14 protein-coding genes and 1 riboswitch are annotated in these 14,301 nt (G+C 71.0%); of the genes, 12 read left to right on the forward strand and 2 right to left on the reverse strand.

Annotated features, from left to right (window positions below):
- Positions 1-15 precede the first annotated feature (15 nt).
- The 8 genes from ACFY0U_RS21655 (at position 16) to ACFY0U_RS21690 (ending at position 8,994) form a co-directional block, all read left to right on the forward strand.
- Entirely contained in the window at positions 16-1,752 is a 1,737-nt protein-coding gene (locus tag ACFY0U_RS21655) for an ABC transporter substrate-binding protein (RefSeq protein ID WP_388638138.1), read from the forward strand.
- On the forward strand, positions 1,740-2,765 hold the full coding sequence (locus ACFY0U_RS21660) for an ABC transporter permease (protein WP_388638141.1): 1,026 nt from the start codon (positions 1,740-1,742) through the stop codon (positions 2,763-2,765). Before ACFY0U_RS21655 ends, ACFY0U_RS21660 begins: the two co-directional genes overlap by 13 nt.
- A gap of 5 nt (positions 2,766-2,770) precedes the next feature.
- Complete coding sequence (locus tag ACFY0U_RS21665; protein WP_388638279.1) at positions 2,771-3,739, forward strand: ABC transporter permease; 969 nt, start codon at positions 2,771-2,773, stop codon at positions 3,737-3,739.
- Positions 3,732-4,751, forward strand: a complete 1,020-nt coding sequence (locus ACFY0U_RS21670; RefSeq protein ID WP_388638144.1) for an ABC transporter ATP-binding protein — start codon at positions 3,732-3,734, stop codon at positions 4,749-4,751. Before ACFY0U_RS21665 ends, ACFY0U_RS21670 begins: the two co-directional genes overlap by 8 nt.
- Positions 4,745-5,734, forward strand: coding sequence for an ABC transporter ATP-binding protein (locus ACFY0U_RS21675; RefSeq protein WP_388638281.1), 990 nt, complete (start codon positions 4,745-4,747; stop codon positions 5,732-5,734). The genes ACFY0U_RS21670 and ACFY0U_RS21675 overlap by 7 nt, the downstream gene beginning before the upstream one ends.
- 89 nt (positions 5,735-5,823) lie before the next feature.
- A complete protein-coding gene (locus tag ACFY0U_RS21680; RefSeq protein ID WP_388638147.1) occupies positions 5,824-6,987 on the forward strand; it encodes an acyl-CoA dehydrogenase family protein in 1,164 nt (387 codons plus the stop codon).
- Between the two features lie 105 nt (positions 6,988-7,092).
- The gene (locus ACFY0U_RS21685) at positions 7,093-7,779 is read left to right on the forward strand and encodes a LuxR C-terminal-related transcriptional regulator (protein WP_388638150.1); all 687 of its coding nucleotides are present in this window, start codon (positions 7,093-7,095) and stop codon (positions 7,777-7,779) included.
- Positions 7,780-7,917: 138 nt separating this feature from the next.
- Positions 7,918-8,994, forward strand: coding sequence for an acyltransferase family protein (locus tag ACFY0U_RS21690; protein WP_388638282.1), 1,077 nt, complete (start codon positions 7,918-7,920; stop codon positions 8,992-8,994).
- A gap of 2 nt (positions 8,995-8,996) precedes the next feature.
- Here ACFY0U_RS21690 and ACFY0U_RS21695 read toward each other — a convergent pair whose 3' ends face one another.
- Positions 8,997-10,010, reverse strand: coding sequence for a serine/threonine-protein kinase (locus ACFY0U_RS21695; RefSeq protein ID WP_388638152.1), 1,014 nt, complete (start codon positions 10,008-10,010; stop codon positions 8,997-8,999).
- A gap of 124 nt (positions 10,011-10,134) precedes the next feature.
- A riboswitch (cobalamin riboswitch) is annotated at positions 10,135-10,209 on the forward strand.
- Between the two features lie 155 nt (positions 10,210-10,364).
- On the opposite strand from ACFY0U_RS21695, the gene ACFY0U_RS21700 reads away from it, so the two are divergent.
- Genes ACFY0U_RS21700 through ACFY0U_RS21710 form a run of 3 tightly spaced genes read left to right on the forward strand, consistent with a single transcriptional unit; the run spans position 10,365 to position 13,178 of the window.
- Complete coding sequence (locus tag ACFY0U_RS21700) at positions 10,365-11,387, forward strand: FecCD family ABC transporter permease (RefSeq protein WP_388638284.1); 1,023 nt, start codon at positions 10,365-10,367, stop codon at positions 11,385-11,387.
- Positions 11,388-11,389: 2 nt separating this feature from the next.
- On the forward strand, positions 11,390-12,157 hold the full coding sequence (locus ACFY0U_RS21705) for an ABC transporter ATP-binding protein (RefSeq protein WP_388638155.1): 768 nt from the start codon (positions 11,390-11,392) through the stop codon (positions 12,155-12,157).
- Between the two features lie 34 nt (positions 12,158-12,191).
- The gene (locus ACFY0U_RS21710) at positions 12,192-13,178 is read left to right on the forward strand and encodes an ABC transporter substrate-binding protein (protein ID WP_388638158.1); all 987 of its coding nucleotides are present in this window, start codon (positions 12,192-12,194) and stop codon (positions 13,176-13,178) included.
- Positions 13,179-13,192: 14 nt separating this feature from the next.
- Here ACFY0U_RS21710 and ACFY0U_RS21715 read toward each other — a convergent pair whose 3' ends face one another.
- Positions 13,193-13,735, reverse strand: coding sequence for a GNAT family N-acetyltransferase (locus ACFY0U_RS21715; protein ID WP_388638161.1), 543 nt, complete (start codon positions 13,733-13,735; stop codon positions 13,193-13,195).
- A 26-nt stretch (positions 13,736-13,761) separates the two neighbouring features.
- Here ACFY0U_RS21715 and ACFY0U_RS21720 point away from each other — a divergent pair, with 26 nt between their 5' ends.
- Positions 13,762-14,280 carry a CGNR zinc finger domain-containing protein gene (locus ACFY0U_RS21720; protein ID WP_388638164.1) on the forward strand — a complete coding sequence of 173 codons (519 nt, stop codon included), beginning with the start codon at positions 13,762-13,764 and terminating at the stop codon, positions 14,278-14,280.
- Positions 14,281-14,301: the final 21 nt, after the last annotated feature.

Below are 14,301 nucleotides of genomic sequence, written 5' to 3' on the forward strand. Positions count from 1 at the left end.
CGGGAGTTGTCCGCCATGCCCGTGCCCCTGACCCGTAGCGCCAGACGAGGCGCGCTGACCGCCGCCGTCGTCGCGCTCAGTCTCACCGCCGCCGCCTGTTCCTCCTCCGACTCGGGCTCCTCCTCGGACCCGAGCGCCTCCTCCTCCGGCTCCGGCACCACCGCCTTCCAGCCGCAGCACCAGGGCGGCACCCTGAAGCTCGTCGCCCACGCGGCCGCGGGCACGTTCGACCCACAGGTCAACTACACGCTCCAGTACTGGCAGCTGTACCAGTCGATGTACGACGGGCTGCTCGCGTTCAAGAAGGTCGGCGGCCAGCAGTCGTTCACCGTCGTCCCCGACCTGGCGACGTCGATGCCGAAGGTGACCAACGGCGGCAAGACCTACACCTTCACGCTCCGCAAGGGCATCTCCTTCTCCACCGGCAAGGCGGTGACCACGGACGACGTGGTGGCCTCCTTCCAGCGGATCTTCAAGGTCTCCAGCCCCACCGCCGGCACCTTCTACAACGGCATCGTCGGAGCCGACGCCTGCCTGAAGAAGCCCGCTGACTGCACCCTGGACAAGGGCGTGATCGGTGACGCGAAGACCAACACGGTCACCATCAACCTCACCGCGCCGGACCCCGAGTTCGCGTACAAACTGGCGGTCCCGCACGCCGTCGTCGTACCGAAGGACTCGCCCGCCAAGGACTCCGGCACAAAGCCGCTGCCGACGACCGGCCCGTACATGGCCGCCTCGTACGACCCGAACCGGGCGCTGAAGCTGGTGCGCAACCCGCACTTCAAGGAGTGGTCCCGGGAGGCCGAGCCGCAGGGCTACCCGGACGTCATCGACTACACCTTCGGGCAGACCGTGGAGTCCGAGGTCACCGCCGTCCAGAACGGCCAGGCGGACTGGATGTACGACCCGCCGCCCGCCGACCGGCTCAACGAGATCGGCACCAAGTACGCCTCGCAGGCGCATGTGAACCCGCTCACCGCGTTCTGGTACGCGACGCTCAACGTCAACATGGCGCCGTTCAACAACAAGTTGGCGCGGCAGGCGATCAACTACGCCGTGGACCGTTCCGCCATCGTCCGGCTGTACGGCGGCACCAACCTCGCCTCCCCCGCGTGCACGATCCTGCCGCCGGGCTTCCCCGGACACGTCGACTCCTGCGACTACACCAAGGGCGGCGGCGCCACCTGGAAGGCTGCTGACCTGGCCAAGGCCAAGGAGCTGGTGAAGCAGTCCGGTACGGCCGGTCAGGAGGTCGGCATCGTCGTCCAGGACGACGACGTCAACAAGTCGATCGGGCAGTACCTGCAGAGTCTGCTCACCCAGCTCGGCTACAAGGCGACGCTCAAGCCGCTGTCGGCGAACATCCAGTTCACCTACATCCAGAACACCAAGAACAGGGTGCAGTTGGCGCTGACGGCCTGGTACCAGGACTATCCGGCGGCCTCGGACTTCCTCAACGTGCTGTTGTCCTGCGCCAGCTACCACCCGGGCAGCGACTCCAGCATCAACATCTCCGGATTCTGCGACAAGGGCATCGACGCCAAGATGCAGACGGCGCTCAAGACAGCCCAGACCGACCCGGAGGGCGCGAACAAGCAGTGGGGCGCCATCGACCAGGCGATCATGGCCGAGTCGCCGGTGGTCCCGCTGATCAACCCGAAGCTCGTCGACTTCACGTCGACCAGAGTCGGCAACTACCAGTTCAGCAAGCAGTTCTACATGCTGGTGGGGCAGCTGTGGGTCAAGTGATCCCGCCCCCGTCGCTCGGGACCCGGCGCTCGCCGGGTCCCTGGCGGACGGCCGCCGGCGACCTGCTGCGCAACAAGTCGGCGCTGGCCGCCGCCGCGGTCCTGCTGCTGGTCGTGCTGGCGAGCCTGTGCGCCCCGCTCTACGCGGACCACATCGCCCACACCGACCCCTTCCAGTCCCATGTCTCCGGCACCACGGTCGTCGACGGAAAGACCGTGCCGGTGCTCACCCCGAGCAGCACCGGCCTCGGCCTCGGCGTCACCCCGATCGGCCCGACCTGGGACCCCGCCCACTACTTCCTCGGCGCCGACAACCAGGGCCGCGACGTCATGGCCCGGCTGCTCTACGGCGGCCGGACCAGTCTGTTCATCGGCGTCACCGCGGCTCTGCTCACCTGCGTGCTGGGGACGGCCGTCGGAGTCGTCGCCGGGTACGCGGGCGGTGTCGTGGACGCCGTCATCTCCCGGATCCTGGACGTCGTCTGGGCGTTCCCGGTGTATCTGCTGGCCATCTGCCTGTCGGTGGTCCTGCTCACCAACGGACTGAAACTGGGTCCGCTCACGGTCGAAGCGGGAAGCCTGTGGCTGCCCGTGACGATCATCGCGGCGATCTATGTGCCGTACGTCGCCCGCCCGTTGCGCGGCCAGGTCCTGGTCCTGCGCAACAAGGAGTTCATCCACGCGGCCATCGGCTCCGGCGCCCCCACCCTGCGCATCCTGCGCCGCGAGGTGCTGCCGAACGTCGTGCCCACGGCGATCGTCTTCGTCCCGCTGATGACCGCGCTGGCCATGCTCACCGAGTCGGCCCTGTCCTTCCTGTCCGTCGGGGTGCAGCCGCCCGACGCCAGCTGGGGCACGATCATCCAGGACGGACTCGGGCTCCTGTACACACGGCCGACCGTCACCATCGCCCCGGGCCTGCTGATCGCCCTCACCACGGCGGCCCTCAACGTCCTGGGCGACGGCGTGCGCGACGCCCTCGACCCGGGCGCCCGCCTGCGCGGAGGGGTGTGACCGCCATGCTCCAGTTCGCCCTCAAGCGCTTCGCCTCGGCCCTGCTGGTGATGTTCGCGATCAGTGTGCTGGTGTTCCTGATCTTCTTCGCCACCCCCGGAGTCGACCCGGCCGCCCGGATCGCGGGCCGAAACGCCGACCCGGCCACCCTCGCCCAGGTCCGGCACTCCTTCGGCCTCGACCGTCCGCTGCCGATCCGCTATCTGCTGATGATGCGCCATCTGCTGATCGACCGGGACCTGGAGTCCTTCGTCAACCGCGGCTCCCGGGTCATCCCGCAGATCGTGCAGGCGACCCCGGTGACCCTGTCGCTGGTGATCGGCGCCGCGCTGATCTGGATGACGGCCGGCATCCTCATGGGCACGGCCGCGGCAACCCTGCGCGGCAAGGCCGCCGACCCCCTGATCATGCTGGTCGGCGTCGTGGGCGTCTCGCTCCCGGCGTACTGGCTCGGCGAGGTCGTCAACCTCATCACCCAGAAGCAGCTGCACGACTCGGTGTTCTCCTGGGTGCCCCCGCCCGGATACGTCGCTCTCGGCCACGATCCCGGCCAGTGGGCCCTGCACCTGCTCTTCCCCTGGCTGACCCTGGCCCTGCTGTACGCCGGGATCTACGCCCGGCTCCTGCGCGGCGAGGTGGTCAGCGCCCTCGGCGAGGACTACGTCCGCACGGCTCGCGCCAAGGGGCTGTCCGAGCGCCGGATCCTCGTCCGGCACGCCCTGCGCTGCTCGCTCATCCCGATCGTGTCGCTGTTCGGCCTGGACTTCGGCGCCCTCGTGGGCGGCGCCGCCCTGCTCACCGAGGTGGTCTTCGGCCTGCCCGGCATCGGCAAGCTCACCTTCGACGCCCTGCAGAACCTGGACCTGCCCGTGATCATGGGCACCGTCCTGTACGCGGCGTTCTTCGTGGTCCTCGCCAACGCCCTGGTGGACATCCTGTACGCCCGACTCGACCCGAGGGCCCGCCATGCCTGAACCTCTCCTGGACGTACGGGATCTGCGGGTCTCCTTCCGCACCCGCACCGGCCCGGTCACGGCCGTCGACGGACTCTCCTTCTCGGTCGCCCCCGGCGAAGTCCTGGGCGTGGTCGGCGAGTCGGGCTCCGGCAAGAGCGTGTCCATGCTGGCCGTGCTGCGGCTGCTGATCAACCCGAACGTGACGGTGTCCGGCGAAGTCCGTTTCCGCGGGCGGGACTTGCTCGCCCTGCCCGACAAGGAGATGCGGGCAGTACGGGGCCGGGAGATCGCGATGGTCTTCCAGGACCCGATGACCGCGCTGACGCCCGTCTACACCGTGGGCTGGCAGATCGCCGAGCAGATCCGCGCGCACGAGCAGGTGTCCCGCAAGGCGGCGCGGGCCCGCGCGGTCCAGCTGCTCTCCGACGTCGGCATCCCCGACGCCGCCTCGCGGGTGCACGCCTATCCGCACGAGTTCTCCGGCGGCATGCGCCAGCGCGCGGTCATCGCGATGGCCCTCTCCTGCGACCCCGCGCTGCTGATCGCCGACGAGCCGACCACGGCGCTGGACGTCACGGTCCAGGCCCAGATCCTGGACCTGATGCGGGAGTTGAACGCCCGCGGCTCGGCGGTCGTCCTCATCACGCACGACATGGGTGTGGTCTCGCAGATCGCCGACCGGGTGCTGGTCATGTACGGCGGCAGGGCCGCCGAGGAAGGTCCGCGCCGGGCGGTCTTCCACGGCCCCCGGCACCCGTACACCTGGGGTCTGCTCGACTCGGTGCCCCGCGTCGGCGGACCCCGGCTGCGGCGGCTGCTCACCATCGCGGGCATGCCCGTGTCACCCGGTGCCGTCCCGGAGGGCTGTGCCTTCGCGCCGCGCTGCCGGTTGCGGCACGAGCGGTGCGAGGAGCAGCGGCCCGCGCTGGCCGGCGACACCCATCGCGACGCGTGCTGGCTGCCGCCGGACGACCGGGAGTCACTGCGCCTGACGACAAGAACCGGCATCGACACGGAGGCGGCATCGTGACCGCACAGGACATCGCGGGGACGGGTGACGTCCTGCTGCGCGCGAAGGACGTCACCAAGCACTACCCCCTGGGCCGCAAGGTGCTGCGTGCCGTCGACGGCGTGTCCCTGGAGGTACGCACCGGCGAAACCCTCGGCGTCGTCGGCGAGTCGGGCTGCGGCAAGTCCACCCTGGGCCGCTGTCTGGTCCGGCTCACCGAACTCACCGGCGGGCAGGTCGAGTTCGACGGTCAGGACATCTCCCGCCTGTCCGCACGACGGCTGCGTCCCGTGCGCCCGGGCATGCAGCTGGTCTTCCAGGACCCGCAGGCCTCGCTCAACCCCCGCCGCCGCGCCGGGGACATCGTGGCCGAACCGCTGTTCGTGCACCGCTACGGAGACGCGACCGCGGTGCGCCGCCGGGTCGCGGAGCTCTTCGACGTCGTAGGGCTGGCGGCGGCACATCTCGATCGGTATCCGCACGAGTTCTCCGGCGGCCAGCGGCAACGCATCGGTATCGCCCGCGCGCTGGCCACGGACCCGAAGCTGATCGTCGCCGACGAGCCGGTGTCCGCGCTGGACGTGTCGATCCAGGCGCAGGTCCTGAACCTGTTCGCCGATCTCCAGGAGGAGTTCGCGCTCACCTACGTCTTCATCGCGCACGACCTCGGTGTGGTCCGCCATGTGTCGGACCGGATCGCCGTCATGTATCTGGGCGAGATCGTCGAACTGGCCCGGACGGAGGAGCTGTACGAGTCCCCCGCCCACCCCTACACGCAGGCGCTGTTGTCGGCGGTGCCCGACATCGACGACGGCACGGACGCGCCCGTCCGGGAGCGCATCGTCCTCACCGGGGAGGTGCCCAACCCGGCGGACAAGCCGACGGGCTGCCCGTTCCGCACCCGCTGCCCGTACGCCCGCGAGCGGTGCGCCGAGGAGCGGCCCGGGCTCACCGCGACGGCCTCCGGCCGGCTCACCGCCTGCCACTACCCACTGACGGAATGAGCCACTCAACTCCCTTTGCCGGAGCGGCCATTGACGAGGAAGGCGATCCGCGTAACCGTGTGGGTTCCCGCGAGGCCCCGGAGGCCGCCATGCCAGCACCCCGTTCGGACGCGGAGCTCGTCGAGCGTGTCCGTGCGCTCCGGCCGCTGATCGGCGAGCACGCGCTGCGCACCGAGGAGCGCAGGAGGGTGACCGGCGAGGTTCTCGCGGCGCTCACGGACGCCGGGGTGTACCGGATGAACGTGCCCCGGCGGTACGGCGGTTACCAGACCCGGCCGGCGACCCAGGTCGACGCACTGGCCGAGGTGGCCGCCGCGTGCGGCTCGACCGCGTTCACGGCGCTGATCCAGGCGGGCTGTGCCTTCATCGCCGCGCTCTTTCCCGACGAGGCGCAGGAGGAGATCTTCACGAGCCCCGATGTGCGGGTCGGCGGGACGCTCATCCCTGATGCCACGGCGGTCGCGACGGACGAGGGCTATGTCGTCAACGGCACCTCGGGCTTCGCCACCGGCTGTCAGGACGCCGACTGGCATCTGCTGACGGCGCGGGTGGAGTCCGGTGAGGGGCCGCCCGAGGTGCTGTGGACCGCCGTGCCCATGGCGGAGCTGGAGATCCTCGACGACTGGTACGTCTCGGGGCTGGCCGGGAGCGGCAGCAACAGCGTCGTCGCCCACGACGTCGTCGTACCCGCGCACCGGATCCTGCCGGTCGGGCCGCTGCTGGCGGGCGAGTTCCCCTCGAAGACCCATGCCGACGACCCCTTCTACCGGATGCCCGTCCTGCTGATGTTCTGCGCCTGGACCGCGTCCCACGCGCTCGGCGTGGCCCGGGGCGCTCTGGCGGAGTTCACCGGGCGCATCCATCGGCGGGGCATCACGTACACCTTCCACCGGCGGCAGCACGAGGCCGCCGTCACGCACCTCCAGGCAGCCGAGGCCGCGATGAAGGTCTCCTGCGCCGAGCTGATGACGAAGGACTTCGTCGCCCGGATCGAGGCCGGTGAGCCGTTCACGACCGAGGAGCGGGCGAGGATCCGGTCGCAGACCGGCTATGTGGCGCGGCTGGCCAAGGAGGCCGTGGATCTCGTCGCCTCCGCGTCCGGGGCCTCCTCCCTGCGTCGGGAGGTGCCGATCCAGCGGGCCGTAAGGGATGTACAGGCGCTGAATCTGCACTCCTTCGTCAATCCGGCGACCAATCTGGAGCTGTACGGCCGGGTCCTGGCCGGGCTGGACCCGGGCACGCCGTTCCTCTGAGCGAGGGAGGTGATCGAGACCACAAAAGAAACGTCTTCGTTTCGATGCCGGAGGGGTATTCTGAGCTCAAGGTGAACGAAACGGTTTCGTTTAGAAGGAGCCGGCATGACCTCCGTACTCATCGCCAGCGATCAGTCCCTCCAACGGCACGGCCTGCGCGTCCTGCTGGCCGCCGAGCCCGATCTGACCGTTGCCGGTGAAGCCCGCAGCGGCACCGAGGCGGTCCGGCTGGCCGCCGTGCTGCGCCCGGACGTCGTCCTGCTCGACGGCCGTATCCACGAGACCGAAGGCCCCGAGGTGATCCGCCGGATCACCCGGCCCCCGGCCCTCGCCGTGTCGGTCCAGCCCGTCAGCCCGGCACGCGTCCTGGTCCTGACCCCCACCAGCCACGAGGGACACGCCTACGCCGCCCTGCGCGCCGGAGCCGGCGGGTTCCTCCCCCAGGACGCCACCCCCGACGAGCTGATCGCCGCCATCCGCGTCGTGGCCGCCGGGGACTCGGTCATCACCCCTCATCTGACCCGCGCCCTCATCGACACCGTCCGGCAGTTGCAGCCCGTCGGCCCCACCGCGGCCGGCGTGGGGCTCGACACCTTCACCGAGCGGGAGCGCGACGTCCTGACCGCCGTCGCCTCCGGCTGGTCCAACGCCGAGATCGCCACGCGGCTGTCCATCGCGCCGACCACCGTCAAATCGCATGTCAGCCACATCCTCGCCAAGATCGGTGGCCGCGCCCGCGTCCAGGCGGTGACCTTCGCCTACGAGTCCGGGCTGGTGCGTCCGGCGGCCTGAGAGGTTTGGCGCGCCGAGAAGTGGTCAGGCGCGTGGGATGTCCCAGGTACCCATCACAGCAGCCACTTCCGTCAGACACGTATCGGCCGACTTCCTGCGCGGTGCGCAGGGGGCGGTGTGGTGAGCCCGGCCACGGACATCGCGACCAAGGCGCCCCGGCAGGACACGGCACCGAAGACCGAGCCCGTGAAGCAGCGGGACGCGTTCTTCGACAACGCCAAGTACCTGGCGATCGTGCTCGTGGCGACGGGACACGCGTGGGAACCGCTGCGCGACGGCAGCAGGGCCGTCTCCGCGCTCTACATGCTCGTCTACGCCTTCCACATGCCCGCGTTCATCATGATCGCCGGCTACTTCTCCCGCAGTTTCGACGCGAGCCCGCAGCGGCTCAGGCGGCTGGTCACCGGGGTCGCCGTCCCGTACGTCGTCTTCGAGACGGCGTACACCTTCTACACCCGGTGGACCGACGGGGTGCCGGACCGCCCGGTCAGCCTCCAGGAGCCGCTGTATCTGACGTGGTTCCTGGCCGCGCTGTTCATCTGGCGGCTGACCACCCCGGTCTGGCGCTCGGTGCGGTGGCCACTGCCGCTCGCGCTCGGCATCGCCATGCTGGCGACCACGGCACCGTCCATCGGCGAGGACTTCGACCTCCAGCGCACCCTGCAGTTCCTGCCGTACTTCGTGCTCGGCCTGTGCTTGAGGCCGGAGCACTTCCGGCTGGTGCGGCGCTGGAAGGTGCGGATCGCGGCGGTGCCGGTGTTCGTGGGCGCGCTCGCGCTGGCGTACTGGGCGGTGCCGCGGATGAGCGGCGCCTGGTTCTATCACCGGGACAGCGCCCAGGAACTCGGTGCGCCCGCCTGGTACGGCCCGTTCATGACCCTGGTCGTCTTCGCCTGCTCGACGCTGCTGGTGGCCTGTTTCCTCTCCTGGGTGCCCGGGCGGCGGATGTGGTTCACGGCGCTGGGCGCGGGCACGCTGTACGGCTATCTGCTGCACGGGTTCGTCGCCCAGGGCTCCAAGTACTGGGGCTGGTACGACCCCGCGTGGGTGTACGAGCCCCTCGGCGAGGTCGTCGTCACCGTCGTCGCGGCCGTGATCGTGACCGTGCTGTGCACATCGCCCGTGCGCAGGGCCTTCCGGTTCGTCATGGAGCCGGACCTGAAGTGGGCCTTCCGCGGGGACCGGACCCGTGAGCGTGTCGTCCTGCGCGCCTGAGGTCAGCGCGGGGCCACGGTGGTGGCCGGCGAGGACGGCGGCCGTGAGGTGCCCGCGACCGTGGGGGGCGGGGTCACCTCCGGCAGCCGGGTCTCGCCGCCCGACGGGATCGCGGTGATGATCATCACGACGGCCACGGCCGCCGCGGCGATCAGGACGAGGGCCGTGAGCAGCCGGGAGCGCGGGTCGCGAGGCTGCTCCCGCGCCGGTTCGGGCCGCACGGCCACCGCGGTCAGGAACGCCACGATCTCGTCCGCGCCGGGCCGCAGGGCCGGGTCCTTGGCGAGCAGCCCGCGCAGCAGGGGCGTCAACGGGCAGTCGGGGCCGGGAAGTTCGGGTTCCTCGTAGACCACCGCGAGGAGCGTCGCGGCGATCGAGGGCCGGGCGAACGGGGAGTGGCCGGTCAGGGCCGTGCAGAGCGTGGCGCCGAGCGACCACCAGTCGGAGGCGGGGCCCGGGTCATGACCGGTGGCGCGCTCCGGGGGCATGTACTCAGGGGAGCCGAGCACCATGCCGCCCCGCGTCAGGCCCTGGGTGTCCTGGAGGGCGGCGATGCCGAAGTCGGTCAGGACAACCCGCCGGCCGGGGCCGAGCAGCACGTTGCCGGGCTTGACGTCACGGTGCAGCACCCCGGCGGCGTGCACCCGGCGCAGCGCCTCGGCGAGCGCGAGCCCGATCCGTGCCGTCTCCCGGACGCCCAGCGGCCCGTGGTCGGCGACCGTCCGCTCCAGCGAGGGTGCCTCGATCAGCTCCATGACGATCCACAGCCGGTCGTCCTCCTCGGCCACGTCGTAGACGCGGACCACGCCCGGGTGGTCGATGCGCGCACTCGCCCTGGCCTCGCGCAGCGCCCGCTCCCGACGGGTGCCCGGATCCTCGCCCGCGTCCGGGCCGTCGAGCCACAACTCCTTGACCGCGACCGGCCGTTCGAGCATCTCGTCCTGCGCGCGCCACACCCGTCCCATGCCGCCCTGCCCGACCCGCTCCCCCAGCCGGTACCGGCCCCCGATTCGCATGGGTGTTCACCTCCCCGCCCCTCTCATGACAGCACAGACCGCCCGACACCGGACAGGGCACAACCGCGCCTACCCGCACGGCCCGTGGACACCTCTGTTTGCTACGCTCCCGGAGCCTCCCGCGGGGGAAGTCCGGTGAGAGTCCGGCGCTGACCCGCAACGGTGTGCGCGACCGTGTGTCGCGTGAGCCCGATCGCCCGTGGGTGGTGCGACCCGTTGACTGCTCGCCGAGGACTGCGAGAGGGGACCGCGCGGCCTCGGTCGTACGGGCTGTCTCCTTGACGTTCATCAGGCGGCCCCACGCGAAGGACCGCCCCGACCGTGCGCCGAAGTCCCGCACCGAGCCGAATACCCCTGCCCCCGTTGGTAATCGGGACGGCGTTGCTCCTCCTGGTGTCCCTGATCGGCGGTGTGGGGCTGGGGGCCGCCGGGATCGGCTGGGCGGAGGTCCTCCGGTTCCTGTGGGCCGGGCTGACCGGCGGGACCGTGCACGCCGACGACATCGCCGCGTACACCATCGTCTGGGAGATCCGGCTGCCGCGGGTCGTGCTCGGCGCCGTCGTCGGGGCGGGCCTCGCAGCCGTCGGGGTGGCCGTGCAGGCGATGGTCCGCAACGCGCTCGCCGACCCCTTCGTGCTCGGCATCTCCTCCGGCGCGGCGGTGGGCGCCAACGCGGTCATCCTGCTCGGCGCGTTCGCCGGGCTCGGGATCTGGGCGCTGTCGGTGTCGGCGTTCGCCTCGGCGCTCGCGGCGATGGTGCTGGTCTACGCCGTGGCCCGGTCCCCGCACGGGCTGACCCCGCTGCGGCTGATTCTCACCGGTACGGCACTGGCGTACGGCTTCGAGGCGGTCACCACCGTCATGGTGTTCGGCGCGGCACGCGGTGAGGCGGCCCGGTCGGCGCTGATGTGGCTGCTCGGCAGTCTGGGCGGGGCGACCTGGGCGCAGGTGCCGCTCGTCGCCGTGACCGTGGCGGCCGGGTGGGCGTGGCTGCGGTGGCGGGCCGAGCCGCTCAACGCGCTGGCCATGGGCGACGAGACCTCGGCCGCGCTGGGTGTCCGACCTGCCTTGCTGCGACGGGAGTTGTTCCTCGTCACCGCCGCGGTCACCGGGACCGTGGTCGCGGTCAGCGGGGCCATCGGGTTCGTCGGGCTGATGGTGCCGCATGTCGTACGGATGCTGGTCGGCGCGGATCACCGGCGGGTGCTGGCCGTGGCGCCGCTCGCCGGGGCCGTGCTGCTGGTGTGGGCGGACGTGCTGTCCCGGCTGCTGCTCGCGCCCGCCGAGCTGCCCGTCGGAGTGATCACCGCCGTGGTGGGGGTGCCCGCCTTCCTGCTGCTGATGCGGCGCGGCGGCTACGCGTTCGGAGGCCGTTGACGATGAGGCTCGACATCGAGGACGTCACGGTCGAGATCGCCGGGGCCCGGATCGTGGACGAGCTCCGACTGGCCGTGGACAGCGGGGCGTTCGTCGGGCTCGTGGGCCCCAACGGCAGCGGCAAGTCGACGCTGCTGCGCTGTGTGTACCGGGCGCTGCGGCCCGCCGGGGGCGTGGTCCGGCTCGACGGGCGGGACGTGCACACGATGCCGGCCCGCGACACCGCCCGGGTGCTGGCCGCGCTGCCGCAGGAGTCGTCGGCGGAATTCGACTTCACGGTCACCGAGGTGGTCGCCATGGGACGGCTGCCGCACCGGGACCGTACCGCCGCCTCCGACTCGGAGGTCTGCGCGGAGGCCATGCGGCGCACCGGTGTGGAGCACCTCGCCGACCGGGGGTTCCTCGCCCTGTCCGGCGGTGAGAAGCAGCGCGTCCTGATCGCCCGCGCCCTCGCCCAGCAACCCCGGGTGCTCGTCCTCGACGAACCCACCAACCACCTCGACATCGCCCACCAGTTGGACGTGCTGTCCCTGGTGCGCGCCAGCGGTGTGACCGTGCTCGCCGCCCTGCACGACCTCAATCTGGCGGCCGCGCACTGCGATGTCCTGTACGTGATCGCGAGCGGCCGGGTCGTCGCGTCCGGACCGCCGCACGACGTGCTGCAACCGGCCCTGCTCGCCGAGGTGTTCGGGGTGCGCGCGCATCCCGTACGGCATCCGGAGACCGGCGCCGTCCAGCTCCTGTTCGACCTGCTCCCGCTGAGCCAGTAAGCCCGTAGAGCCCGTAGCGACTGTTAGGACCCCCATGCGCAAACTGCTCGCCGCCGCCCTGTGTCTCGCCGCGACCGCCACCGGATGCGGCGCGTCGGTCGAGACGCCGTCGAAGGACGCCAAGCCCTCGTCGGTCACGCTCACCAACTGCGGGAAGAAGGTGACGTTCGACAAGGTCCCCGAGCGTGTCGTGACCAACGATGTCGGGATCACCGAGCTGATGTTCGCGCTCGGGCTCGAGGACCGGATGGCCGGGTTCGCCATGCCCGACGACAAGGGCGACCTGAACGGTGTCCCGTGGAAGGACGGCTACGACAAGGTCACATGGCTCTCCAAGGACCAGCTCACCAAGGAGAACGTCCTCGACGCCCGCGGCGACATGGTCTTCGCCGGCTGGAACTACGGCTTCCGCGAGGACGCCGGCTTCACGCCCGACGCCCTGAAGAAGCTCGGCATCCCCTCGTACATCCTCACCGAGTCCTGCCGCAACGGCCGGACGAAGACCTCGCGCGGCATCATGCCGCCGCTGGAGGCCCTGTACACCGACCTCACCAACCTCGGGAAGCTGTTCGGTGTCGAAAAGCGCGCGGCCACGCTGATCGCCGGGTTCAAGAAGGAGATCGCCGACGTCCGTGCCGAGGCGCCCGCGAAGAAGCCCACGGTGTTCCTGTACGACAGCGGCCAGGACCAGCCCTTCACCTCCGGCCGTTACGCCGCCCCCGACCAGATCATCAGCGAGGCCGGCGGCGTCAACGTCATGCACGACGTGCGGGACTCCTGGACCACGGTCGGCTGGGAGAGCGTGGTCGAGCGCGACCCGGACGTCATCGTGATCTGCGACTACGGGGACGTCAGCGCGGAGCAGAAGAAGAAGTTCCTGCTCTCCTACGCCCCGCTGCGCAACGTCTCCGCCGTCAAACACCAGCGCGTCTTCACGCTCGACTACGTCGACCTGGTCGAGAGCCCGCGCAATCCCTCGGCGATCGCCCGGCTCGGCGCGTATCTGCGGACGGCCGGCTGAGCGCGGCCCGCGTCTCACGGGCGCAGGTACAGGGCGGGGTCGGGGTGCGGGGTGAACCCCAGCTCGCGGTAGAGCGGTTCGCCCTCCACGGAGGCGTACAGGTCCACGCGCGCGACCTCGCGGTCCCGGAACCAGTCCAGCAGGCCCCGCATGATCGCGCGGCTGTGCCCGCGCCGCCGGTGCGCGGGGTCGGTGACCACGCCGATGACCTGCCCGATCCGGCCGTTGTGCAGATGCGGCCCCGGCAGCCGTTGCTCGATGGTCCCGATCCCGCAGGCGGCGAGGCCGCCGTCGGCGCCGTCCACGACGAGGATGCGGACGGTGTCGGCGGTCAGCTGTTCCTTGAGCACCACGGCCAGGGCGTCCAGCCAGCCGTCGTCCGCCGCCACGGGGTCGAAGAAGTCGCCGCCGAGGTGCTCGAAGAGCAGAGTCCGCAGGCGGACGAGTTCCACGAGGTCGTACTCCACGGCCTGTCGTACGTCGGATTCGGTTACGGCGTGGCGTACGTCGGATACGGCCTGCCGTACGTCGGATCGGGGTCCGGTGCGTTGTCCCATGACCATGACCCTGATGTAATGACCTTATGCACCTCAACCCTTACGGCGAGGATGCCGTGAAGCTCGCCGCCGACCTGGCCAACCGCCGCCCGGCGAGCACCGGGGAACTGGCCGACCGCTGCCGTGCCGCCGGTCTGGTGGTGGAAGGCCCGGCCACGCCGGAGGACCTGGAGCGCACCTGGGTCGTACTGGACGCGTGGGAGAAGGTCGTCGACGCCACCGACGAGCACGAGCGCGCCGAGCTGGTCAACCGGATGCTGGCCACGGCCGCCGCCTACCCGCGGATGACCAACCACGTCGGCACCGGCTGGCATCTGCACTACCGCGACGAGGGACAGCCGCTCGGCGGTGTGCTCTTCTCCCTGATCGCCGTGGGCACCGCGCTCCATCTGGCGGGACGCGGCGTGCACCGCCTCAGGCGCTGTGCCGTCACGGAATGCACCACGATCTTCGCCGACACCTCGCGCACGGGGCGGCAGCGCTACTGCTCACCGCGCTGCGCCAACCGCGACGCCGTCCGCCGCCACCGGGCCCGCGTCGGCTAGTCGCCCCGGACAGCCGTCGGC

Origin of the sequence: Streptomyces sp. NPDC001536, assembly GCF_042894505.1 — a bacterium.
Taxonomy (GTDB): domain Bacteria; phylum Actinomycetota; class Actinomycetes; order Streptomycetales; family Streptomycetaceae; genus Streptomyces.